We start from the raw sequence: 22,276 nt of genomic DNA, 5'->3' as shown, positions 1-22,276 counted from the left end.
CGGTTTATGGTTCTGCCGCACCGGGAGGCCCGGCGATGACGGATATTGCAGTCAGGCTTTGCGCCCTGTCCGACGCGGTAGCCGCCATTGGCCGGCCTCGTTTCGACGATGCGCTGCTGGCGGCTGTGGCAAGGCTGATCCCTGTCGACCATTGCACCATCCTCTGCTACTCGCAGGCGGCGGGGCTGAAACAGGTGGGCGGGGCCAGCCTGCAGGACAGGGCGACGGTGCTGTCGCTGGGGCGCGACTATGTCGCCGGCCTGCACGCGTTCGACCCGAATTTCGAAGAACTGTCGCGCATATCCAGCAGCCGCAGGGTGATCTTCCGCCGGCACGACCCGGCCCGTGTGGCCATGCAGGATTACCTGCGCCGTTTCTATACGACCGTCGGCATCGTCGATAAGGTGTCCTATATCTGGCGTACGTCGGACATGGCCTTCTACCTGAACTTCTATCGCTCGCTCCGCGCCGGGACGTTCACGGACGCGGAGGTCGATCTCCTGTCCGCCATCACGCCCCTGCTGACCAGCATCGTGCGACAGCACTGCGCCCATTACATCGTGCAGTCGGACATCAATGCCGGACGGACCCTGCCCTTTGTCGAACGGCTGGTCGAACTGGCCGACGAAACCTTGAGCACGCGGGAACTGGCCGTGTGCTGCCGGATCGTGTTGGGCTATCAGACGGACGGGATCGCCGCCGATCTGGGCGTACGCCCATCGACGGTCATCACCCTGCGCAAGCGCGCCTATCAGAAGCTGGGTATCGCGTCGCAGGCGGAACTGTTCGCGCTCTGCCTGCGCAACCTGCCGCGTCTGATGCGCCCCGTCTGATCCCGGCATCCGTATCAGCCCCGCAGCAAGGCCCAAAGGGCCTGATCACGCTCTGCGGTCCAGGGGGTGGGATGCTCCCCGCCCTGCAACTGTTCCAGCATGCGCGCCACATCGAAGGGCAGCACATGGGCAAAGACCGGCCAGTCGCCATAAAGTGGGGTCATGACCTTTTCCGCCGACTGGAAACAGGCTTTCAGATCCGCTCCCCGCGCGTGGGCATTGGCGACCACATCGCGCAGAATGGTGAGGAAGCCCTGGGTGGCCGCGATGGCATCCTCCACCGCACTGCGCGACCGCAGGGCGGCCCCCCGGCCCGGCACCATGGTCGTGGCCGGCAGGTCGCGCAGCCTCGCCAGGGTGTCGATCCAGTCGGCAACATAGCCGTCGCCAGCATAGACGCCGCAGCGGTTTTCCACCAGATCGCCGGAGAACAGCACCCCGCAATCCGGTATCCAGCAGATGGAATCCCCCGCCGTATGCCCGCGCCCCAGATGCCGGAAATGCAGGTCCCGGTCGCCCAGACGCAGGGTCAGCCCCTGATCGAAAACCAAATCGGGCCAGGTCAGGCCGGGAATTTCCTCCACGCCCCGGAACAGGCGGGGGAAACGCCGCACCTCGGATTCAAAATCATCCGGCCCGCGTTCGCTAACCAGGTCCAGCGTGGCCTGACTGGCGATCAGGGCCGCGCCGCCGAACGCCGACGCCCCCATGACCCGCACCGCGTGGTAATGGGACAGGAACACATAACGTACCGGCTTGTCCGTCACGGTGCGGATGGCGGCCAGCATTTCCCGCGCCAGGGCGGGCGTGGCCCGCGTGTCAATGGCAACGACATAGTCCGGGCCGACCACGAAGCCGCAATTCGGGTCGAAATCGCTGATAAAGCCATAGACGCCGCTGGCCAGTTCGACCAGTTGCGGGGTCTGCTGCATATTGTCGGCGGCGGACGCAAAGGATTTGGTCACGGATCATTCCTCCGGTGGGCGGCGGTATCCCGCGCCGTTTCAAGACAGGACAGCAACACGCCCTGGTCACCGATCTGATTGGCCAGCAGCAGGACAAGGCGCGCGTTCAGCGCGTGGCTTTCCGTCGCCGGCAGCCCGGCATGCGTGTCCAGCAAGGCCTCGTAAAAGGCATCTGGGTCGGGAATGTTGGGGGTGGTGCGCATGTTATCGTTTCCTCCCTGTTTCATATCCGGCAAATGGCCCGCGCCAGGGCCCGGCGCACCTGATCCACATCCGCGTCGTTCAGACGGGCGGCAAGGTGCAGGTCGGGGCGGATCAGCATCACCTCCCCCGGCGCCATGCCCAGCACCCGCCGGTCATCGGCACCAACACCCTGAACATGCAGGGGCCAGCCCTCATGCGACAGGTGCGACAGGGCACGGCCCAACCCGTCCTCCCCATCACGCGGACACCAGAGGGCCAGGAAGCCCGCCCCCTGCCCCCGCAGCATCCCGCCCAGCGACCGGCTATCCAGGGCGAGATTGGGCATGGCCTGTCCTGCATCGCCCGTCGTCAGGGGGGAGGGCCCATAATGATGGGGCACGCACATCCGCCCGGTATTCAGCAGCAGCCGGGCGAAGGGATGATGGACCGCCAGATCCATCACGGCGGTACGGAACATCCGCTCAACCTTCGTGCGCGGGGCCAGGAACCGGCCCGACCTTCGGGTGACGGCAATATTCTCCACCGCCGCCGGGCGGCGTTCGGCGTTGTAGCTGTCCAGCAGTCCCTGCGGTGCCTGACCGTTCAGGACCAGGGTCAGCTTCCAGGCCAGGTTTTCTGCATCCTGAATGCCGCTATTGCCACCGCGCGCCCCGAACGGGCTTTTCACATGGGCGGCATCGCCGATGAAGAATACCCGTCCATGCCGGAAATCATCCATCAGCTGCGTTCGGTAGGCATAGGCACCAACCCAGACCAGATCGAATTCCACATCGGGTCCCAACTGGTCACGCAGCCGGGCCGCGGCAATTTCCGGTCGGCTGGCCTCATGCGGATCGGTATTGGGCAGCATCTGGTAATCCATGCGCCAGACGCCATCCGCCATCAGATGCTGCCACACGGCCCGGTTCTCATTGAACGGCGCTTCGACCCAGGTCCAGCGCTCCACCGGCAGGTCCTTGCGGAACCGCACGTCGGAGATGCACCAGCGATCCTCCCCCAGTTCCCCCTTGGTATGCAGACCCAGGGCATGCCGGACGATGCTGGCATGGCCCGACGCGTCGATCACCCAGTCGGCATGCAGACTGTAGGAACCGTCGGGCGTTTCCACGGCCAGGACAGCGCCATCTTCATCCTGTCGGATGCCGGTCACCCGGTTCTTCCAGCGCAAATCCGTGCGGCCCAATTCCCGGATACGATCCACCAGGAACCATTCGACATAGAATTGCTGGATATTGATGAAGGGCGGCTGCGCCGACCGGCTGCCCACGGCCAGATCGAACCGGTACAGCGCGTCCTGGCCGCGCAGCACCTTGCCGACGGACCAGGTGACACCCTTGTCGCGGATGCGCGGGTAGATGCCCAGCCGGTCGAAAATCTCCAGGCTTTTCTGGGCGTAGCAGATGCCCCGGCTGGACGCGCCGCGCACGCCCACCGTGTCATCTTCGTCCAGGATAATGGCCGAAACGCCCCGGCTGGCAAGATCACAGGCCAGCGTAAGGCCGGCTAGACCGGCACCGACGATGACCACGGGATACCGGCCCCGGCCCGTTCCCGACAGTTCCGGTGGCGTTTCATAATCATAGACGGGCAGGTCATAGCCCGTGGGTGACAATCCGCTCACGTCCCCCTCCCGATTTTGGCGCCGGGTGTTTCCCCGGTTCGATGGGCCAACTATGCGGATGGGGAAGAAAAACATCTGTCCCCCTTATAGGGGACATCGGCGATGGCGGAAGAGACGGCGCCTATGCGGATACAGGCGGCAGCAGCGCCGCACCCTGACGGACCAGCCGGGCAATGGCTGGGACAGGGGCCAGATATGTCCAGCAGAAATGGCGGGCGAGCCAGTTGATATCGGCCGGCGTTTCCGGGGTCGGCTTCATCATGGCCCCCCGCAGCAACAGGCCCGCCCCCAACGTCCGGCCCAGCATGTCCAGGAATGGCGTGGCACCAGCCAGCCGGTCGGCATCCGTCCGTTGCTTTTCCAGCAGCCAGTCGACCGTGCCCGCAATCGCATCCAGCGCATCGGTCAGCAGCGGCGCGCAATCGCGCAGGGCCGGTTCATCTATGGCGGTCGCCGCGCCTGCCTCCATGCGCAGTTCCGCCAGCAGGGCCCGGATGGCCGATCCACCGGCCTGCACGATCTTGCGCTGGACAAGGTCGATGGCCTGGATGCCGTTCGTCCCCTCATAGATGGCGGTGATGCGGACATCGCGAAGGTGCCGGGCCACGCCCGTCTCCTCCACATAGCCGGCACCGCCATGCACCTGGATGCAGGTGGAGGCGACATCGATGGCCGTATCGCTGCAAAACGCCTTCACGATGGGGGTCAGCAGCGAAGCGCGATCAAGCGCGGCCTGACGCTGGTCGGCATCGCCGGCATTATGTGACCGGTCAATGGCCATTGCGGCGCTGTAGGCGATCAGCCGGATGGCCGTGGTCCGGGCGCGCATATCGGTCAGCATGCGGCGCACATCCGGGTGGGCCAGGATCGGGGCCGGCGCACCGCCACGGCTTGCACTGCCCTGAACCCGTTGCCGAGCGTAGGTTTCGGCGGCCTGCGTGGCGCGCGCCGCCACCGCCACACCCTGCAGGCCGGTGGCAAGGCGGGCGCGGTTCATCATGGTGAACATGCAGGAAAGCCCCTGATGCTCCCGACCGATCAGCCAACCGACGGCACCCCCATGCTCCCCAAAGCCCATGGTACAGGTGGGTGACGCGTGCAAGCCCATCTTATGTTCGATGCCCAGGCAATGGACATCATTGCGTTGCCGCAGGTCGCCTGCCGCATCCGGCAGCCATTTGGGAACCAGGAACAGCGAAAGCCCCCTGCTGCCGGGCGCCCCATCGGGCAGGCGCGCCAGCACCAGATGCGCGATATTGTCGGTCAGATCATGATCGCCATAGGTGATGAACATCTTCTGTCCGAACAGGCGGTAGCGGCCATCACCGGCCCGTTCCGCCCGCGTGCGGATCAGGTTCAGGTCCGATCCGGCCATCGGCTCCGTCAGGGCCATGGTGGCCATGCAGGTACCCGCCGTCAGCGATGGTATCCAGGCGGCCTGCAAGGCCTCATCGCCATGGGTAAGCAGCACCTCCATGGCGCCCTGGGTCAGCACAGGCGCCAACCCGAACGCCATGCAGGCCGATGTCCAGGTCTCCATCAAGGGCGCGGCAACCGACAATGGAAGGCCAAGACCGCCCCATCGTTCCGGAACATCGACAAGGTTCCAGCCGCCTTCGACCCATTGGCGATAGAAAGCCACGAAGCCCGGTGGCATCGTTACCGTTCCATCGGCAAAGGCAGCACCGATCCGGTCCCCGACGGGATCAAGCGGACCCAGTTCCGTTTCCGCCAGCCGGGCCACCGGGGGAAGCAGATCGCACAGCAAGGCTTGATCCTCCGCCGGCGCGCCTGCGACCCGCAGAGCGAACAGCATGTCCTGCTGCGCGATCCAGAAATCCATCATTCTTTCCCTTCCAGTATAGGGTTCCAGTGCTTTGCGCCGGCGTTCAGATACGATCCGCGTGCCGCTTCCAGACACGCCGGAACACGGTCGCACGGATACGGCTGAACCGGCCCTGGTCGATATCGTAGAAAGCAAAGCTGTTGATGTACATCCGGTCGCCCTGGCGCATCGGTCCGGAGGTAAAGTCCGGCACATCAGTCACCGCCAGGAACTCGGATTCCAGTTCGGCGGCCAGCAAGGTCTCACTGGCAAAGCAATCCAGAACCGTGATGGTACGCCGGGTGACGCTGCGCACACCGGTATAGAAGCTGACAATTTCCGACCGCCCCCGCAATTCACGGCCATTGCCAATGGTCAGGCGGATATCGTCGGCATAGTAGGAACAGGCCGTTTCAAAATCACCCGCGTTAAAGGCGGCGATATAGCGGGCGAAGGCAGTGGCAGCATCGGCTGGGCTTGTGGATGGCTGTGTCATGGGGCGGCCCTGCACGGGGCCGAACGGATACGCTTGAAGCGACCGTCGGCGATGTCGATCATGGTGAAACTGGCCCAGGTCCGCGTCTCCCCCGTCGCCAGGGGATCGGTCGGATGCTCCCGCGCGCGCAGGGTCCAACGGATTTCCGCTGCGATCCGGCCCGGACGGTCGACATAGTTCAACAATTCCAGACGGGATGCGAAGCGGCGATGGAATGCCATCGCCGCTTCGCCCGACCGCAGATCCACCTGATCGTCGGTCATGTGCAGGTCAGGGGCATAGCAGGCGGCCACACCCTCCATATCGTCACGGTTAAGGGCGTCGACATAGAAGTCGAACCGCTGGCGCTGGCTGAAATCATTCATGGCCGCTGCTCCGCCGCACGGGTCACAGCACCGCGTAATAACGGAACAGCGAATGGTCGGGATCATCCTCCGGCTTCACCTTTGGCCGGCGCTGGCCCACGCCGACGATCACGGTGCGGTTCAGCCATTCATGCGGCCCATCGGGTGCGCGGAAATAGGGGGTGCAGCGGAAGTAGGATGTCAGCGGCGGGTAGCCGGGCCGTTGCAGGGGGCCATGCACATAACCCAGGTTGCGGATATAGATCAGCGCCCCGTCATCGGCCTGGATCATGTAATGCGCGTTCAGTTCGACCACGCCGTCGGCGCGGACCGCGGGCCAATCGGCGCCGCTGTGATCGACCAGTTTGCCGTTCAGGCGCGGGCCGCTAACGGTGCATCCCTCTCCGACCGAGGTATAGCCATGATTGGGACCGCCCGGATGGATCGGCCCCGTCATCCAGCGACGGTCGAAATTGATGCGGATATCGAACACATGCTCGTGCCGCAGGGCCAGCGGATGATCGTCATTCATGATCTTGTCCTCCCATGATTCATTGAGAAATCAATATTCCGGTCGATCGGCTCTTGCAAGAGGGTGATTTTGAATTATGATGATTAATCAATGAATGAAGGGCCATGCGGTCAGATGACCACCGGACAAGGCCGAAAAACAAGGGACGGAGACGGGCATGCCCGATAGTTTCGAATTGAAGATGCTGCCGGGCCGCGACCCGGCGACGAACCCTTATAAGCCGCCCCTGCCGCCAAAGGATTATGCGCGGATCGTGGAAGATGGGCTGGTCTTCGAACGCAACCTGCCGGTCAGGATGCGCGACGGCGTGACCATATATGTCGATCTCTACCGCCCGGAAGGGGCGGTGGGGGAGCGTGACCTGCCTGTGCTTCTGGCCTGGAGCCCCTATGGCAAGCATGGCAAGGCCGCCAATCTCTGGCCGCCGGCTGGGATTGAAGATGGCTGGAACTCCCGCCACACGGCGTTTGAGGCGCCGGACCCCGCCTATTGGTGCCGCCAGGGCTACGCAATCTGCTATCCCGACCCGCGCGGCGCTTGGCTTTCCGAAGGAGAGCTTCGCCATAATGGCATTGGCGAGGGGGAGGATTGTTACGACCTGATCGAATGGCTGGGCGTGCAACCCTGGTGCAACGGTAAGGTCGGCATGACAGGCGTGTCCTACCTCGCCTGCATCCAATATCTGGTCGCACCGCTGAAGCCACCGCATCTGGCCGCATTGAACCCGTGGGAGGGGTTTTCCGACTGGTACCGGGAATTCGCTTTCCATGGCGGCATCCGGGAAACCAACTTTGTCGAACGCGCGACCATGAGCCTGAACTGGTCTACCACCCGCACCGAGGATACGGCGGGCAATGTGAAGGCGCATCCCCTGATCGATGCCTATTGGCGCAGCAAGGAACTGGATCTGGCGGCCATCGACCTGCCCACCTTCATCGTGGCCAGCTGGTCCGATCACGGCCTGCACACGCGCGGCACGTTGGAAGCGTACAAGCAGATATCGTCGGATCAGAAATGGTTGCTGGTGCATGGCCAGAAGAAGTGGCGGCATTATTACACGCCGGAAAATGTGGCCTTGCAGCGCCAGTTCTTCGACCAGTTCCTGAAGGGACAGGATGCGGGCGTCCTGCAATGGCCTCGCGTACGTCTCCAGGTGCGGGAGGCCGGCAGCGACGGGGCTTTCCGGAATGAAGCCGAATGGCCCGTGGCCCGGACGCAGTATCAGCCGTTCTACCTGGATGCCACCGACGGCACGCTTGATCCCTCCCCTCCCGTGCAGGAGGCGGAAACGCGGTACGATGCCCTGACCGGGCGCGCCAGCTTCGACATCGTGTTCGACAGGGAAACTGAGCTGACCGGCCATTTCAAGCTGCGCCTGTGGGTGCAACCGGATGGGGCCGACGACATGGACCTGTTCGTCGGGCTGGACAAGATCGACCTTTCGGGCAACCGCGTGCCCTTCACCTTCTACGCGCTTTACGATGATGGGCCGCTGGCGCTGGGCTGGCTGCGTGTTTCCCATCGGGAACTGGATATGGACAGGTCCACCCCCTGGCAGCCCGTTCACCGCCATGACCGGGAAGTGCCCCTGCCAGCAGGCGCCCCGGTACCGGTGGAGATCGAGATCTGGCCCACATCCGTGCGCTTCGCGGCGGGTGAGGGGCTGCGCCTCACGGTGCAGGGGCGCGACATCTATGACCAAGACCGCTACAGCCTGGCCTTTGCGCGGCATGAGGATTTGCGCAATCGCGGACAGCATGTCGTGAAAACCGGGGGTGCCTGTGATTCACACCTTCTGGTGCCCCTCATCCCCGTTGAATGAATGCCGCTACCGCCGTTACCACGGCACCTATGTCTGACAAGGAAACAACATGACCGAACCCCATCCCTTCGCCCCGCGCTTTGAATTCGCCTTCTCCATCGGCATCACGCTGACCAAGCCCCATTGGCTGCGTCCCACCACGATGGGGGCGACGCGTGCGGCCATCTATGCCGCCGACGGCACGGTTGAGGGGCCGGGCATCAAGGGACGCGTCGTACCGATGAGCGGCGGCGACTGGCCGCTGCTGCGCCCCGACGGTGTGATCGATTTCGATGCCCGCTATCTGCTGGAACTGGATGATGGCACGATCATCTATCTCCAGAACCGTGGCTATCGCTGGGCCTATACGCCTGAGGTGGCGGAACGCATGTCCCGCAATGAACCGGTGGACCCGTCGGAATATTACATGCGCGTCTGCCCGAAATTCGACGTGCCGGCAGGCCCCTATGACTGGCTGGCCAAACATGTCTTTGTCGGGGTTGCCGAAAAAATCCCCGGCGCCAACCGCATCCATTACTTCAAGCTTTTATAAAATCGGTCGATCCGTCCCAAATCACGACATTTCCGCGACAACGTCACCCGACCGGGAACCGTGAAAGCGCATTGAAATGTCGTGCAATCGACCACATCTGGAAACCAGAAGCCCTGCTGGATAGTTCAGCAGGGTTTCAACGGAAAAGTGCGTTGGGCATGGCGTGTTCTTTATCCATGCCCGGACATGCTGGCAAATTGTCGGATCAGATAACCCACTGCCTTAGCTGAGGAAACGCCGCGACTGGCTTGGCGATGGCACCAGACAGAGGTCACGCTTGCCGAACAGGCGGTAACGATTGTCAGCAAGCCGATCATAGAGCCAATCGGTCAATCTTGCCGGCAACAGGCCAAACAACCTCACCCACGACCAGGGTGCCCGCAATCGTCGGGCCAGACGGAACGCCGCCATCGACCGCAGGGAAACCACGCCATCATCGATATAGACAAAGCTGTTGGTCAGATGCGGCATTCCAATGGCTTTCAGCACCGCCCTGCCCCGCGGCGACTGTATGGCCGTGAACAGGATTTCATGGTCGGCCTCCGTCGCCAGGATGAAGCGGACCGAGCCGTTGCAGAGGTTGCACACTCCATCGAACAGGCAGGTCGGCCCACGCAACAGCCGCTCCAGAATGGCAGGTTCGGGGCTGTCTTCATTCGCATCGCTCATCGCAGGCCCATCCTGTCCATCTTCTTCAACAGGCCGACACGCGACAGCCCCAGAAGCCTAGCCGCATGGGTGTGGTTATGCCCCGTTTCTTCAAGCGCTTGAATGATCAGCCGACGTTCCAGCACCGCCACCTCCTGCTCCAGCGTGCGGCGGCCAGTCGCCCCGTTATCCATGACCGGTACCGCCATCTCCCCGTTCGCCGCGAAAGCCAAATCAGCCGCATCAAGCAATCGCTCTCCGGCCTCTCCCGGACCTGCCAGGGCGGCGGCGCATTCCACCAAGGCCCGCAACTCACGCACATTGCCGCGCCAGTCGCGGTCGACCAGCCAGTCCAGCGCATTCTGGGTGAAACGGCCCCCTCCCCCCGATGCTCGACGCAGGAACAGCGTGGCCAGCACGGGCACATCCTCCGGTCGTTCCGACAAAGGCGGGGTGCGCAGCACCATGCCTTTCAGCCGGTAATAGAGATCCTCACGGAAGGTGCCCTCCCCCACCATCGCCTCCAGGTCGCGATGGGTGGCGGCGACGGTGCGGACATCGGCCTTGCGCGTCTCCCGTCCGCCCACCGGCTGATAGGTGCCTTCCTGGAGGAAGCGCAGCAGCTTTACCTGCATGGGTGGAGGCATCTCCCCTACCTCATCCAGAAACAGGGTACCGCGATGGGCGGTTTCCACTAGGCCCGGCCGGTCGGCATGGGCGCCGGTGAAGCTGCCCTTCAGATGGCCGAACAGCTCACTTTCCAGCAATTCCGCGGGAATGGCGCCGCAATGAACGGTGACAAAGGGTTGGTCACGCCGGGAACCGCCATCGTGCAGGGCACGCGCCACCAGTTCCTTGCCGGTCCCGCTGGGGCCTAGCACCAGAACAGGAAGCTGCGTCGGCGCGATACGGCGGACCAGATCACGCAGGCGGGCCAGGGCGGCACTGGTCCCGACGATGCCCAGATCATCGGTCGCCCCCGCCACCGCGCGCAGGCGCCGCAGTTCCGCCGCCAACCTCCCGCGTTCCAGACCCCGCGCGACTACAACGCGCAGCAGATCAGGGTCCAGCGGCTTGCCCAGGAAATCCCAGGCACCGCGCTCCACCGCCTTTAGGGCCAGCGCATGGTCGGCATGACCGGTGATCACCACCACGGGTGCCGGCGCGAAGCCGGAGATCAGTTCCAATCCCGCCACGGGATCATGGTGCGGCGGCATGGACAGGTCCAGCAAAACAAGATCAGCCGGCTGCCGACGGAAGGCGACCAGTGCCGCCTCCCCGTCGCCCGCCACCTCCACCTCATGGCCGGCACCGCGCAGCCAGGCGGCACCCAGGCGCTGAAAGGCCGGCTCATCATCGACCAGAAGAATGTGCGACGGGTTCATGCCCGGTTCTCCACACGATCAGGAAAGGTCAGGGTAAGGCAAGTTGACCAGCCGGACCGGTCGCCCAGCGCGACCGTTCCACCATGGGCTTCCATGATGCGGGCGACGATGGCCAGTCCCAGACCTGTGCCACCAGGCCGGCGCGACACGAAGGGCTGGAACAGCCTGTCGCGGATATCAGGCGGAACACCCGGTCCATCATCACAGACATGGATGCGCACGTCGTTCCGCACCCGCTCCGCCATGACGGCCAGACGCTTGCCATGGGCGGCGGCATTCTCCAGCAGATTGACCAGCACCTGACGCAACCGGCGGGGATCGGCCTGAACGGCCAGTTCCGGGTCGATGTCGGTCTCCACCTTCAGGCCCGGCAGCCCGGACAAGGCCAGCGCCACCGCATCCGCCACCGGAAGGGTGTTGGGTTCCAACCGGGCAGTGCCGGCATAATCCATGACGTCGCGGACCAGCATTTCCATGCGGCCTACCTGCTCGGCAATCTCCGCGCGCACCTCCGCGGGGGCACCGGTGGCGGCCATGGTGATGATGTTCAACGGGTTGCGCAGATCATGGGCCACCGTGGCGGCCAGTTGACCAAGCTCGGCCAAGCGCGCTTCCCGCTGGCGCTCCCGCTCCGCCCTGGCCAGCGCCTCGGCCCGGTCCAACCGTCCCGCCGCCTCGGCCAAGCAGCCGGCAAACAGGCCCGCCGCATGACGGGGCCCAGGCGGGGCATCGTCCCAGCCGACCAGATCGCAGCACCAGCCCCGCACATCCCGCGACAGGGCCAGGGCAGGCACCGGCCCGTCCGCTTCCGCCCGCCGCACGGCAACCGGCAGGCCCAGGCGCCCACCGATCAGCGCGGAAGCGCGGTCCAACAGTGCCGGCCAATCGGCAGGCCCTGCCAAAGCCTCCCGCCAGCTCCCCAGATCAGCCGCCGAAACCTCCCCGCCGGGAAAGACCAGACGATCGGCAATGAAACGCAACGGCTTCCAGATGGCCAGCGTGATGAAGGTCACCGCCGTCATCAGCAGCCACGTCTCCAACCCCGCAAAGGGGGTACCCGCGGCCAGCGGCAATGCCATCACCAGCGTCGCAGCCGCCGCCATCAACCCCATCAGCAGCAGCCAGACCAGCATCCGCCGGGCCCAAAGGTTCACATCCATCAACTGATAGCGCAGGATGCCATAGACCAGCGCCACCGAATAAAGCGGCAGGCCCAGCATGGGCCAGGGATAGACATCAATGCCCAGGGGTGCAAAGGCGAAACCCGTCAGGCTGACCAGCCCGATCAGGCTGGAACAGCAGATGGCCGCCGCCTGACGCCGCCGCAGTCCCGTCAGGTCCAGCCAGCCCTTGAACAGCCGCAGATGCCCCACAACCGACAAAAATCCGCAGACACTGATCACCACCCAGCCCGCAGCGCTGGGGATGAAGACACCACGGAAGTCACGCCACGCCACCACCTGCCCTGGATCAACAATCAGGCCCAACATTGTCGCCGCCACCGCCAGCCCATAGGCAACGCGGACCAGTGGCCCCGTGGCACCACAGCGCACGAAGGCCAGGACCAGATGCACAAACACGGCAGAGGGCAGCGGCGCCAGCGCCAGCAAGTTGCCGACCACCCCGTCGCTGGCCGGGCCGAACAATGGCGGCAGGGCCTGCCCGCCGCTCCAGACCGCCACACCGGTCAGGAACAAGGCAAGCAGCCGCGCACCCGGCACCGGGGCGGCTTTCAACAGCAGCAGCAGGGCCAGACCGATGCCGGCCAGCGCCGACAGCAGCAGAGCGCCGACATAGAGCAAGGTGGGGGTCATGGCTTCTGTAAACATCGTTGACAGCATCCTAGCAGGAACTGTTCACGCCGTTAACGCCGCTGCCGCCCCGGTTGGGGCCGAAAGCGCCGGAAACCGGCCTTCACACCGCCGATACAGCACATGGCATGCCAATCGCAATGAGGGTCGCAGGCGCACCTGCCGGTGGCGCCGATACGGATGGAACGGAGATTTGTTATGGCATCGCTTTCCCTGACCCTCATGGGCTGGTTCATCACGCTGACCCTCTCCTCCATCGCCGCTGCGGCCTTGTGGCGACCGCTGCTGGTGTTGCTGGGTGATCTGTGCGGCACCGAACAGCGGTCGCGCTTCTGGACCATCTGGTCGGTGGCGATGGTGATCCTGGTACCAATGCTGGCGGTTTCCGCGGTCGACCTGAACGGCGATGCCGTGCGCGTGCTGCGCGGCGTGGTTTTCTACGCCGTGGGTGGCATCGTGACGGCCTTGCTGGGCATGGGTTACGCCATCTGGACGCGCACGCCGCGCGGTAACGATTTGCCGGTACGGCGGGAGGTGATGTGATGCGCATCCTGATTATCGGTGCCGGTGGCTTCGTCGGCCGGCACCTGCTGGCAAGACTGATAGGGGGGGATGACACGGTCATCGCGGCGGGCCGCAATCCCGACCGGTTGCGCCGACTGTTTCCCGACATACCCGTCCTGGCATGCGACATGGCCCGCGACAATACCGCCGATTGGCATCCAAGGCTGGCCGGCATCGACACCGTCATCAATCTGGCAGGCCTGATCCGCGATGTGAATGGCGGCTTTGATGCGGTGCATGAACAGGGCGCCAAGGCCCTGTTCGATGCCTGCCTGGCTGCCGGTGTCCGCCGTGTGATCCAGCTCTCGGCCCTGGGTGCCGACGAAACGGGGATCAGCCGGTACCACCAGAGCAAGAAGGTGGCGGACGATCATCTGGCGGCCCTGGACCCTGCCGGCCACCGCATGGATTGGGCTATCCTGCGCCCATCGCTGATCATCGGGCGCGGCGGGGCTAGCACGGAGATGTTTGCGGCGCTTGCCGCCACCCCCCTGCCCCTGCGGTTGGGTCCCGGCAACTGGCGGGTGCAACCGATCCATGTTGACGATGTCATCGAAATGATTCTGGGTCTGCTTCACCGCGCTGAGCCCTTCGCCCGGCGGCTGAATCTGGTGGGGCCGGCACCGATGACGACGGATGAGGTCACCTTGACCTTGCGCCGCTGGCTGGGCCTGCGCCCCGCCCCCTTCATCGCCTTACCCGCCGCATTGCTAAAGCTGGGTGCGGTGCTGGGGGATCGGTTCGGGCTGGGGCCGGCATCGCGGGACAGCCTGATCATGCTGAAGGCCGGCAATGTCGGTGATGACGGACCGATGCGCGAAGTCCTGGGCAGGCCGGCACACGCCTTGCCCCTGGCGCTGGCCCGGCATCCGGCAATGGCGGCGGACCGCTGGCGGGCGCGGTTGCTGCCGCTGGCCTTGCCTCTGCGCCTGCTGCTGGCCGCAATCTGGATCTGGACGGGCATCGTCTCGCTGGGACTCTACCCCGTGGCGGACAGCTACGCGCTGCTGGCGCCGCTCGGGCTGACAGGGTTGTCGGCCGGCATGGCGCTCTATACGGGAGCGGTGCTGGACCTGGCACTGGGGCTGGCCCTGCTCTGCCGATGGCGTCCAGTGGCGGTGGGGGCCATGCAACTGGCCCTGATGGCCGGGTACACAATCCTGATCAGCCTGTATCTGCCCGACCTCTGGCTGCACCCGTTCGGGGCGATCACGAAGAACCTGGCCGTCGCCGGCGCCACGCTGGCCATGATGGCGATGGAGGCTGAGAATGGATGACTATATCCTGCTGAAATATGTCCATATCCTCAGCTCGACGCTGCTGTTCGGCACGGGCCTGGGTACGGCATTCCATGGCTGGATGGCCAACCGGTCGGGCAACCTGTCGGCCACCACCGTGGTCAATCGCAATGTCGTCCGGGCCGACTGGCTGTTCACGGCACCCGCCGTCATTGTGCAGCCGATAACGGGCGTCTGGCTGGCCCACATCACGGGATACCCGATGGATAGCGGCTGGCTGCTGGCCGCCATCCTGCTCTATCTGCTGGTCGGGGCCTGCTGGCTGCCCGTGGTCTGGCTTCAGATCCGGATGCGGCACCTGGCCGAGGCCGCACTGGCCGCCGGCGTAGAGCTGCCGCCGCTCTATCACCACTATGCCGCCATCTGGTTCGCTCTGGGCTGGCCTGCCTTCATCGGCGTACTCGCCATCTTCTATCTGATGATCGCCAAGCCGGAGTTGTGAGCCATGACCACGCAAGATGCTCCCCTCTTCCGCCGCCTGCTGGGCCCAGCCATGGACCTGTTGCCCGACGCTGTCCGTCATGTCCATGATGGGCAAGGCCGTCTGGAACTGTCAGGTCTGGCGCAGATCGATATAATGCCGGGACTGCTGCCCAGGCTTATATGCGCCCTGATGGGATTGCCCAGGCCCGGACGCAATGTACCGGTCACGGTAATCTTCGACCGCACACCCACGGTTGAACATTGGCACCGCCGCTTCGGCGACCGTGTTTATGCCAGCGAACTCACCGCCGGCACAGGGGCCGAAACGGGCCTGCTGGTCGAGCGGATGGGCATGATCACCAACATCTTCCGGATCGAGGCGACTGCGAGCGCCCTGCATCTGACGGTGATGCATTGCCGTTTCCTAGGCATGCCAATGCCCGGCTGGCTGGCGCCGCGTTGTGCGGTGGCAGAACGGCAGGAGGACGGGAATTTCACCTTCGATATTCCGATTGATTTGCCGTGGCTGGGGCGCCTGATCCATTATCGCGGGGAACTTGCCGGCGCATAGAACCGTCACGATTTGACCAGCGGGTGCGGTTGTAGGTTGGGGAGCCGATAAACCCACCGGCTCCCCTCCTATGACTACAGTACCAGTTCGGCACTGGTGATACTGGTGATGCCGGCCAGAGTGACTGTCATCTCCGCAATGCCATCGCCGTGCCACCCCACCACGCCGCCAGCAGCCATTCATATGGCCCGAACTTGCGGACATTATCGGCGCTTATCGCCGCCCCCTCACGCCGGCGCGTAGTCACCGGCAAACGCACGGGCGCGTTCCAGAAGGCCGGTGCGTTTCCACTGAAGGTCCAGGGCACCGGGTGTATAGACCTGCGCCCCGCCGATCTGTGCGGCGATGGCCTGCAACCGGGCGCTTTCCTCAATCAGCAGGATCAGTTGTGCCGTCTTCAGGATGCCCGTGCCCCAGAAATTGGCACCGCCATTGCTTTCCAGCAGCGCGGGCGGCGGGGCCAGTTCCGGGTGTTTGTCCAGCCGTTCCCGCACCACATCCAAAACCGTGCGCGTCCGTTCCAGATGGTTGGGGATTTCACGGGCCAGCAGATGGCGCTGGGCCGCGACATAAAGGATCGGGAACGGCTTATGCGACAGCGACCAGGCCGCCAAATGCGGAGTATGGGCATGGATCAGCGTATCCGCCTCCAGCCGCTCCTCCGACAGGATATGATCCTTATGGTCAGAGAATTTGGAGATGCTGATCTTCACTTCCTTGTCGCGCGTCCAGGGCGACGGGAACCGCACCGACAGCAGCGTGTCATGGCCCGGAATGCGGTGGGCAATGTTGAAAATCAGGCTGGCGGTCAAGGTGCCGCTGTCCTTCAGGAACTCAAAGGCAAAGGCCGCATCCGTCTTGGCCTGGGCCACATATTCGGACAGTTCGACATCGGTCAGGGTGTTGGACATCGTGTTTCTCCGTTAATCAGCCGCGACAGCGCGGCCCGTGTGGGGATTGGCGGGGCGCGGCAGGTTCAGATGCTCGCCCAGGGTGGTGCCCTCATACTCGGTGCGGAAAATGCCGTGCCGTGGCGGCTGCACTAATCCGCGCTACGACCCTACTCCGCCGCCACAGCGCGGGCGACCAGCCGTTCGGCCTCCGCCAGCGGCCCCTCGACAACCCAGTCCTGGATGTCGAAATCACCCGCCAGGAAACCCCAATCCCGCAGGAAATTCTTCTGCGCCTCCAGCCCGGCGACATAGTCCGCCGACAGGCGCGGACGCAGCGACGTGGCCAGTTTGGGGAAGGTTGCCGCCGTGATGGCAACACCGACCTTGGCATCTTCCTCCGCGATGGCGGCAATGGCACCATCCGGGTTCGCCACCGCCCAATCGGATGCGCGCAGCAGAACTGACAGGTAGCGCACCACCAGATCGGGGTGCGTGTCCAGAAACTGCCGATGCACCGTCACGGGGCGCGGGGTGCCATTATTGATGCGCTTGAACGGATCGGGCACATCGGTCAGGCGGATCAGTTCGCGCAGATGCGGTGCCCGCTCCGCCGCCAGCTTGTATCCCGACGCCTGACGCAGGAACACGGCATCGACCCGGCCCGTGGCCAGGGCCGCCAGTTCCGCTGAACCGGACGGACCCGGATTGTCACCGGCGGCACGGTCGATATCGATATCGACAAACTCCACATCACCGCGCCCCAACCCCACCAGCGACAGGGCATTGGCAAAGCCATGGAAATTGGCGCCGCGCTGAAAGTCGATGGTGCTGCCGACATAGTTGGGAACGGCCAGGCGTTTGCCCTGCAACTGCGACAACTCCCGGATGGGGCTGTCGGCGCGCACGACGACGGACTGGAACTCATCCACCCAGGTGATGCCCAGAACCACCGTATCGGCCCCGCGCGCCCGTGCCCAGATGGGCGGGATATTACCGCCTTCGCGGAACATGGCGGTGATGGAATGGTCATAATGGCTTTCGCGCACCGACCGTTCATTGCTGTCCCGCAGGGAATGCAGCGTCACCTCCGCCGGGTCGAACTCCACCGCCAGCCATCCCTTCTGAATGGCCAGGGTGGAGGCGGTGGCCCCGCCGCAGCGCGTGTACCAGATATCGACAGGTTTCTTGCTCATGGTGCTGCTCCTTGATCATGGAGAAAAAGCACAGGGTTAGAGCGGTTTTCGGTTGACCGGAAACCGCTCCGGCGGCGACTGCCGCGTAAAGCCAAGCTGCGGATGCAGCGCCGGCGTTTGAGGCAACTGAAGAAGCACGATCAGAACTGGGCGGTGACACTGGCCAGCACGCTGCGCGGCTTGCCATAAAGCTGCGTGCTATAGCCGCTGGTGACTGGCAGAGCGTGGTTCTTGTAGACTTCATCGGTCAGGTTATTGACCGACAGTTGGAAGGACAGCGTATCCTCGTCATTCACCGACCAGCCGACATGGGCGTTGAACAGGGCGAACGCCTTCTGGTTCAGCACCGGATCGGGTGCCGTGATCTGCGACGCGATGGTGGGATAGAAGTAATAGCGGGACCGCCAGTTGCCATCGACGCCATAGGTCAGCGCACCGCCACCGGGCAGGCCATGGGTGTAGCTGGCCACGAAACTGGCCGTATACTTTGACGTGCGCGGGGTCCGGGCACCCAGGATGGTGGCCGTCTGGCCGAAATCCTTGGTATATTCGCTATCCAGGATGCCGGCGGAACCTGAAAGCTGGAAACCAGCAAAAGGTACGGCGTTGACGCGCAATTCGACGCCCTTGATCTCCGCCGCACCGGCATTGCGGAACAGGACCGTGGCATTGTTGGGCAGCGGGTCAATCTGTGTCGGCACATTCACGACCAGATTTTTATAGTCGTAATAGAAGCCGGTCAGGTCAACCGACAGCCGCTTTTCGAAGAAATTGCTCTTAAACCCAAGCTCGTACGCGTCAATCTTCTCCGGGTTCAGGACATAGATCTGGTTGGCGCGGATGGCAGCGGGGCGCACACCGGTAGCGGCCAGCGGCAGGGTCAATGTGCCCTTGCTGGTGCTGGGGATCAGCACATTGCCCGTGGTCGTGTAGCCGCCCGGCAGCACGCCATGGGCATAGCGGAAATAGGTGCGGAACTGTTCATTGAAAATATACTCGGGCGTGACGTCATAGGTCCAGGAACTGGTCTTCTGGGTCGCGCGCTCGGCAAAGATCAGATCGCGCGGAAGATAGGTGGTGTAATTCACCTGCGGCAGGTTGCTGATGAAGGTGGCCTGGGTGCCGGCAATATTGGCGGCGCTGTAATCCCAATCGAAACTGCTGGTCTCCCGCGACCAGCGCACACCACCCGACAGCTTCAACGCCTCGGTAAAGCTGTAGCCGACATTGCCGAAGCCGGCGAAATTCTTGGTTTCCTGGCGATAGGTGCTGTCGGTGAATTGGGGCCCCGCCCCCCAGGCATTGCCGGTGGACGTGGCCGATCCCGGATTGCCGCGCACGTAATAGGCCTGCACCACACGGTTATCCAGCACGCCCTTGAAGGCATAAAGCCCACCAAGCCAGGTCAGCGGCCCGTCATCGGTGGAGGTGACCCGCAGCTCTTCGCTGACCTGCCAGCTGTCATACTGCGTATCCAACTGGCTGAACGGCACGCCATTATTATAAAAGGGGCTGGATGCCGGGATCGGCGCCGCGCCCGTTTCCACGCTCTGCTTGTTATTTTCATAGGCGGTGATGGAGGTGATGGAGAAACCCTTACCGTCCCAGACGATCTTGGCGTTGGTACCGCGTGCCTTCAGGGTTTCCGGCGTCGTATTGCTCCAGTGCGTCTCATCTTCCTGACCAACAACGTAACCGGTCGTATAAACCGACCGCCAGGCTGGCGTGGTCGTCGTGGTGAAGGTGGAGGGCACATAACGGTAACCCTGCTGCGTGCCTGAGAAATCGCGGCCATGAACGTTCAGCTGGATCGACAAATCCTCTGTCGGCTTGAACAGAAGCTGGACACGCCCCGCCACGTCGTGGCCGCCTGGATGGTGGCCGCCGGTGAAGCTATTCTTCTGCCAGCCGTCCCAGTCATTATAATAGAAGGCCGCACGTGCCGCGACCTTGTCCCCCACGACGGGGCCACCAATAACTGCTTCCAGCTGCTTTTCGTTGAAGCTGCCAAAGCCCAGCTTGGCATAGCCATCCTTATCGAACCCCGGTGCCTTGGACACAAAGTTGACAGCACCGGAGTTGGAGTTCTTGCCCCACAGCGTGCCCTGCGGTCCGTTCAGGACCTCCACCCGCTCCAGATCGAACAGCGGATAACCCTGGTTGGCGATATCGGCAATATAGACATCGTCGTAGTAGATGCCCAACGGGTTGACGGTGTTATTGCCGGTATTGTTGGTGCCGATGCCGCGCACGAACCAGCGGGCACGCGATGGCCCATGCGGTTGCAGCGCCTGGGCATTGGGCACGAACTGCAGCACATCATTGGTCGTCTTGATCTGTTCGGCCTTCAACAGATCATCGCCGGTCAGCACCGACAGGGCCAGCGGCACATCCGATGCCTTCTGCCCGCGACGCTGCGCATAGACGATGATGTCTTCAATGAAGCCGGCTTCGGCCACTTCGGTGGCATCGGCGACCTGCTGGGCCTCGACCTTCTGTTCCTGGGCCAGGGCGGTGACGGGAACGGCCACCAGGGCCAGGGCGCTGACAGTGTGCAGAAGGCGGCGGGAACGGGTCATTTCATCAATCCTTGGAATTCGGTCACGATGGACGCACCCGCCCTGCCGGCGCCGACAGGGGGCGCCACAGCGGAAATCGGGCTGCGCAGAGAGAATGGGGGGCTGTGTTTCAGGGGGACCTGGCGGCGGCGCTGTAATCAGCGCGCGGTAACGGCGATCCCCGGTCGACAGCGGTGCAATGCCCTTGGGGCCATGGCGTTCATCACATCCATCCTAGAGGATATCCGGGGGAAGGTTCGTACCCGCCACCCTCACCACAGGATGACAGATGCATGTCTAATATATTGGATAGTGCGCCGCAATAGCATCTTTGTGGAAAATGCGAAAAATTTAGCATAAACAACATTTTCTATATGTGGTTTTTGCCGACAACATATTGGCACCTCATCACCACCCTGTGTGGCAGACACCTTACAACACAAGGGCACCATCCGCTTGGCAGCCGCTGCGCATCTGCTATAATGGATACGCAATGTACAATATAATTGCATTACATCTGTTATGTTGTCATTCTCTCCCTCGACACCGCCAAGGCCGAATTGGTGAGCCGCGGCGGTATCCGATGGAGATGGATGATGGTTGAGTTCCACTGGCGCCTGCCCACGCATGGCGACCGCGCCGATGTCTCCCTGCCGCATGACACGCGTGGCGACTGGGGTCCGCTGAATGCGGGCAACCAGGCGCCCGGTCTGGTGCAGGGGCAGCCGGACGGCATCCCCTATCACGATCATCTGTTGGAAATTGCGCGTGCCGCCGAACTGGCGGGCTTTGATGGCGGGCTGGTTCCCTCCTTCCCCAATACCGATGATCCCTGGGTGATCAGTGCCGCCATCGCACGGCGGACCAAGGCCTTTAAATTCATGATCGCGTTCCAGCCGGCCTGGATCGACCCGGCCTATGCGGCCAAGGCGGCGGCCAGCCTGCAGCGCCTGTCGGGCGGGCGGCTGAATTTCAACATCATCACCGGTGGCGGCGGCCCATCGCAACTCTGGTGGGGTGACCGCATCGCCCATGACGACCGCTACAACCGCACGACCGAATTCCTGGACGTGTTCAAGGGTCTGTGGGAAGGCAAGCCCTTCAGCTACCAGGGTAAGTTCTTCCAGTTGGACAATGCACAATTGCCCGCGCCCTTGGCCGGTCAGGCCTTCCCCAGCCTCTATTTCGCCGGTTCGTCGAACGCGGCATTGGAGGCGCAGGGCAAGCATGCCGATTTCAACCTGACCCATATGGAACCGCTGGAAAGCCTGCGCATCAAGTTCGACCGGGTGCGCGAACTGGCCTCCAAGGAAGGCCGCAAGGTGAAGCCCGCCGTGCGCTTCAACATCCTGGCCCGCGAGACCGAAGAGGAAGCCTGGGACGAGGTGCGCCGCGCCTGGGCCAATGTCGATTGGGACGAACGTGACCGGCAGTTGAAGGCGCGCGGTCGAGGCGATGGTATCGGCTCGCCTCTGCCCCCGCACCTGATCCCGTCACGCGACAAGGACCCGAAGGATCTGCAGATCGACGGCTTCTTCTCGGGCCTGGGCGTGCTAGGCGGTCAAGGCACGCCGCTGGGCGTTGTCGGTTCCTACGAAACGGCGGCCGAACGCATCGACACGCTGATCAATCTGGGCGTCGAGGGCTTCATCCTGGCGGGCAGCCCGCATCTGGAGGAAGCCTACCGCATCGGCGAGGAAGTGATCCCGCTCGTCCGTGGTCGCAAGGCGCAGTGCGCCGCAGCAGCGGAATAAGCTC

At 63.6% G+C, this 22,276-nt stretch carries 21 protein-coding genes; 8 read left to right on the top strand and 13 right to left on the bottom strand.

All coding sequences use genetic code 11. The features are described from left to right. Positions 1–35: 35 nt before the first annotated feature. Positions 36–833, top strand: coding sequence for a response regulator transcription factor (locus tag ACT6Q8_RS05640; RefSeq protein WP_444734219.1), 798 nt, complete (start codon positions 36–38; stop codon positions 831–833). Positions 834–847: 14 nt separating this feature from the next. Here ACT6Q8_RS05640 and ACT6Q8_RS05635 read toward each other — a convergent pair whose 3' ends face one another. The 7 genes from ACT6Q8_RS05635 to ACT6Q8_RS05605 all read right to left on the bottom strand — a co-directional run bounded on the left by ACT6Q8_RS05635 (position 848) and on the right by ACT6Q8_RS05605 (position 6,820). Then, positions 848–1,798 (bottom strand): MBL fold metallo-hydrolase, encoded by a 951-nt coding sequence (locus ACT6Q8_RS05635; RefSeq protein WP_444734220.1) that lies wholly within the window; start codon positions 1,796–1,798, stop codon positions 848–850. Further along, on the bottom strand, positions 1,795–2,001 hold the full coding sequence (locus ACT6Q8_RS05630; protein ID WP_054169206.1) for a DUF2783 domain-containing protein: 207 nt from the start codon (positions 1,999–2,001) through the stop codon (positions 1,795–1,797). The genes ACT6Q8_RS05635 and ACT6Q8_RS05630 overlap by 4 nt, the downstream gene beginning before the upstream one ends. A gap of 20 nt (positions 2,002–2,021) precedes the next feature. Continuing rightward, positions 2,022–3,623, bottom strand: a complete 1,602-nt coding sequence (locus tag ACT6Q8_RS05625) for an FAD-dependent oxidoreductase (protein ID WP_444734221.1) — start codon at positions 3,621–3,623, stop codon at positions 2,022–2,024. 121 nt (positions 3,624–3,744) lie between these two features. Further along, positions 3,745–5,469, bottom strand: a complete 1,725-nt coding sequence (locus ACT6Q8_RS05620) for an acyl-CoA dehydrogenase (RefSeq protein WP_444734222.1) — start codon at positions 5,467–5,469, stop codon at positions 3,745–3,747. A 43-nt stretch (positions 5,470–5,512) separates the two neighbouring features. Continuing rightward, positions 5,513–5,944, bottom strand: coding sequence for a nuclear transport factor 2 family protein (locus ACT6Q8_RS05615; protein WP_054169203.1), 432 nt, complete (start codon positions 5,942–5,944; stop codon positions 5,513–5,515). Further along, positions 5,941–6,309 (bottom strand): nuclear transport factor 2 family protein, encoded by a 369-nt coding sequence (locus ACT6Q8_RS05610; protein ID WP_054169202.1) that lies wholly within the window; start codon positions 6,307–6,309, stop codon positions 5,941–5,943. Before ACT6Q8_RS05610 ends, ACT6Q8_RS05615 begins: the two co-directional genes overlap by 4 nt. Positions 6,310–6,331: 22 nt before the next feature. After that, positions 6,332–6,820 carry a DUF3237 domain-containing protein gene (locus tag ACT6Q8_RS05605; RefSeq protein WP_054169201.1) on the bottom strand — a complete coding sequence of 163 codons (489 nt, stop codon included), beginning with the start codon at positions 6,818–6,820 and terminating at the stop codon, positions 6,332–6,334. Between the two features lie 157 nt (positions 6,821–6,977). Between ACT6Q8_RS05605 and ACT6Q8_RS05600 the strand changes: the two genes are divergently transcribed. Together ACT6Q8_RS05600 and ACT6Q8_RS05595 are read left to right on the top strand one after the other, a co-directional pair. Beyond that, the gene (locus ACT6Q8_RS05600) at positions 6,978–8,642 is read left to right on the top strand and encodes a CocE/NonD family hydrolase (protein WP_444734223.1); all 1,665 of its coding nucleotides are present in this window, start codon (positions 6,978–6,980) and stop codon (positions 8,640–8,642) included. 49 nt (positions 8,643–8,691) lie between these two features. Continuing rightward, positions 8,692–9,174 carry a DUF3237 family protein gene (locus ACT6Q8_RS05595; protein WP_054169199.1) on the top strand — a complete coding sequence of 161 codons (483 nt, stop codon included), beginning with the start codon at positions 8,692–8,694 and terminating at the stop codon, positions 9,172–9,174. Between the two features lie 222 nt (positions 9,175–9,396). Here ACT6Q8_RS05595 and ACT6Q8_RS05590 read toward each other — a convergent pair whose 3' ends face one another. From ACT6Q8_RS05590 to ACT6Q8_RS05580, 3 genes are read right to left on the bottom strand one after another with little or no spacing between them, the layout of a single operon-like run. Beyond that, on the bottom strand, positions 9,397–9,843 hold the full coding sequence (locus ACT6Q8_RS05590; protein WP_444734224.1) for a thiol-disulfide oxidoreductase DCC family protein: 447 nt from the start codon (positions 9,841–9,843) through the stop codon (positions 9,397–9,399). After that, entirely contained in the window at positions 9,840–11,207 is a 1,368-nt protein-coding gene (locus ACT6Q8_RS05585; RefSeq protein ID WP_444734225.1) for a sigma-54-dependent transcriptional regulator, read from the bottom strand. Before ACT6Q8_RS05585 ends, ACT6Q8_RS05590 begins: the two co-directional genes overlap by 4 nt. Further along, positions 11,204–13,036, bottom strand: a complete 1,833-nt coding sequence (locus ACT6Q8_RS05580; protein ID WP_444734226.1) for an ATP-binding protein — start codon at positions 13,034–13,036, stop codon at positions 11,204–11,206. The genes ACT6Q8_RS05585 and ACT6Q8_RS05580 overlap by 4 nt, the downstream gene beginning before the upstream one ends. A 180-nt stretch (positions 13,037–13,216) precedes the next feature. Here ACT6Q8_RS05580 and ACT6Q8_RS05575 point away from each other — a divergent pair, with 180 nt between their 5' ends. Genes ACT6Q8_RS05575 through ACT6Q8_RS05560 form a run of 4 tightly spaced genes read left to right on the top strand, consistent with a single transcriptional unit; the run spans position 13,217 to position 15,874 of the window. Further along, entirely contained in the window at positions 13,217–13,561 is a 345-nt protein-coding gene (locus ACT6Q8_RS05575) for a hypothetical protein (protein WP_444734227.1), read from the top strand. Beyond that, complete coding sequence (locus ACT6Q8_RS05570; protein ID WP_444734228.1) at positions 13,561–14,859, top strand: NAD(P)H-binding protein; 1,299 nt, start codon at positions 13,561–13,563, stop codon at positions 14,857–14,859. Before ACT6Q8_RS05575 ends, ACT6Q8_RS05570 begins: the two co-directional genes overlap by 1 nt. Next, positions 14,852–15,322, top strand: coding sequence for a DUF2269 family protein (locus tag ACT6Q8_RS05565; protein WP_054169193.1), 471 nt, complete (start codon positions 14,852–14,854; stop codon positions 15,320–15,322). Before ACT6Q8_RS05570 ends, ACT6Q8_RS05565 begins: the two co-directional genes overlap by 8 nt. A gap of 3 nt (positions 15,323–15,325) precedes the next feature. Next, the gene (locus tag ACT6Q8_RS05560) at positions 15,326–15,874 is read left to right on the top strand and encodes a DUF4166 domain-containing protein (protein ID WP_444734229.1); all 549 of its coding nucleotides are present in this window, start codon (positions 15,326–15,328) and stop codon (positions 15,872–15,874) included. Between the two features lie 227 nt (positions 15,875–16,101). On the opposite strand, the gene ACT6Q8_RS05555 is transcribed toward ACT6Q8_RS05560, so the two are convergent. From ACT6Q8_RS05555 to ACT6Q8_RS05545, 3 genes are all read right to left on the bottom strand, one after another. After that, complete coding sequence (locus ACT6Q8_RS05555; RefSeq protein ID WP_054169191.1) at positions 16,102–16,785, bottom strand: class II aldolase/adducin family protein; 684 nt, start codon at positions 16,783–16,785, stop codon at positions 16,102–16,104. Between the two features lie 149 nt (positions 16,786–16,934). Beyond that, complete coding sequence (locus ACT6Q8_RS05550; protein ID WP_054169190.1) at positions 16,935–17,960, bottom strand: ABC transporter substrate-binding protein; 1,026 nt, start codon at positions 17,958–17,960, stop codon at positions 16,935–16,937. A gap of 140 nt (positions 17,961–18,100) precedes the next feature. Then, positions 18,101–20,539: a TonB-dependent receptor gene (locus ACT6Q8_RS05545; RefSeq protein ID WP_054169189.1), complete on the bottom strand. Its 2,439-nt coding sequence runs from the start codon at positions 20,537–20,539 to the stop codon at positions 18,101–18,103. 572 nt (positions 20,540–21,111) lie between these two features. Between ACT6Q8_RS05545 and ACT6Q8_RS05540 the strand changes: the two genes are divergently transcribed. Then, the gene (locus tag ACT6Q8_RS05540) at positions 21,112–22,272 is read left to right on the top strand and encodes an LLM class flavin-dependent oxidoreductase (protein WP_444734230.1); all 1,161 of its coding nucleotides are present in this window, start codon (positions 21,112–21,114) and stop codon (positions 22,270–22,272) included. Positions 22,273–22,276: the final 4 nt, after the last annotated feature.

The organism is Niveispirillum sp. (assembly GCF_052437035.1).
In the GTDB taxonomy this organism is placed as follows: domain Bacteria; phylum Pseudomonadota; class Alphaproteobacteria; order Azospirillales; family Azospirillaceae; genus Niveispirillum.
Note: the sequence above shows the minus strand (reverse complement) of the source record. Positions and strands in the feature narration are given on the sequence as shown.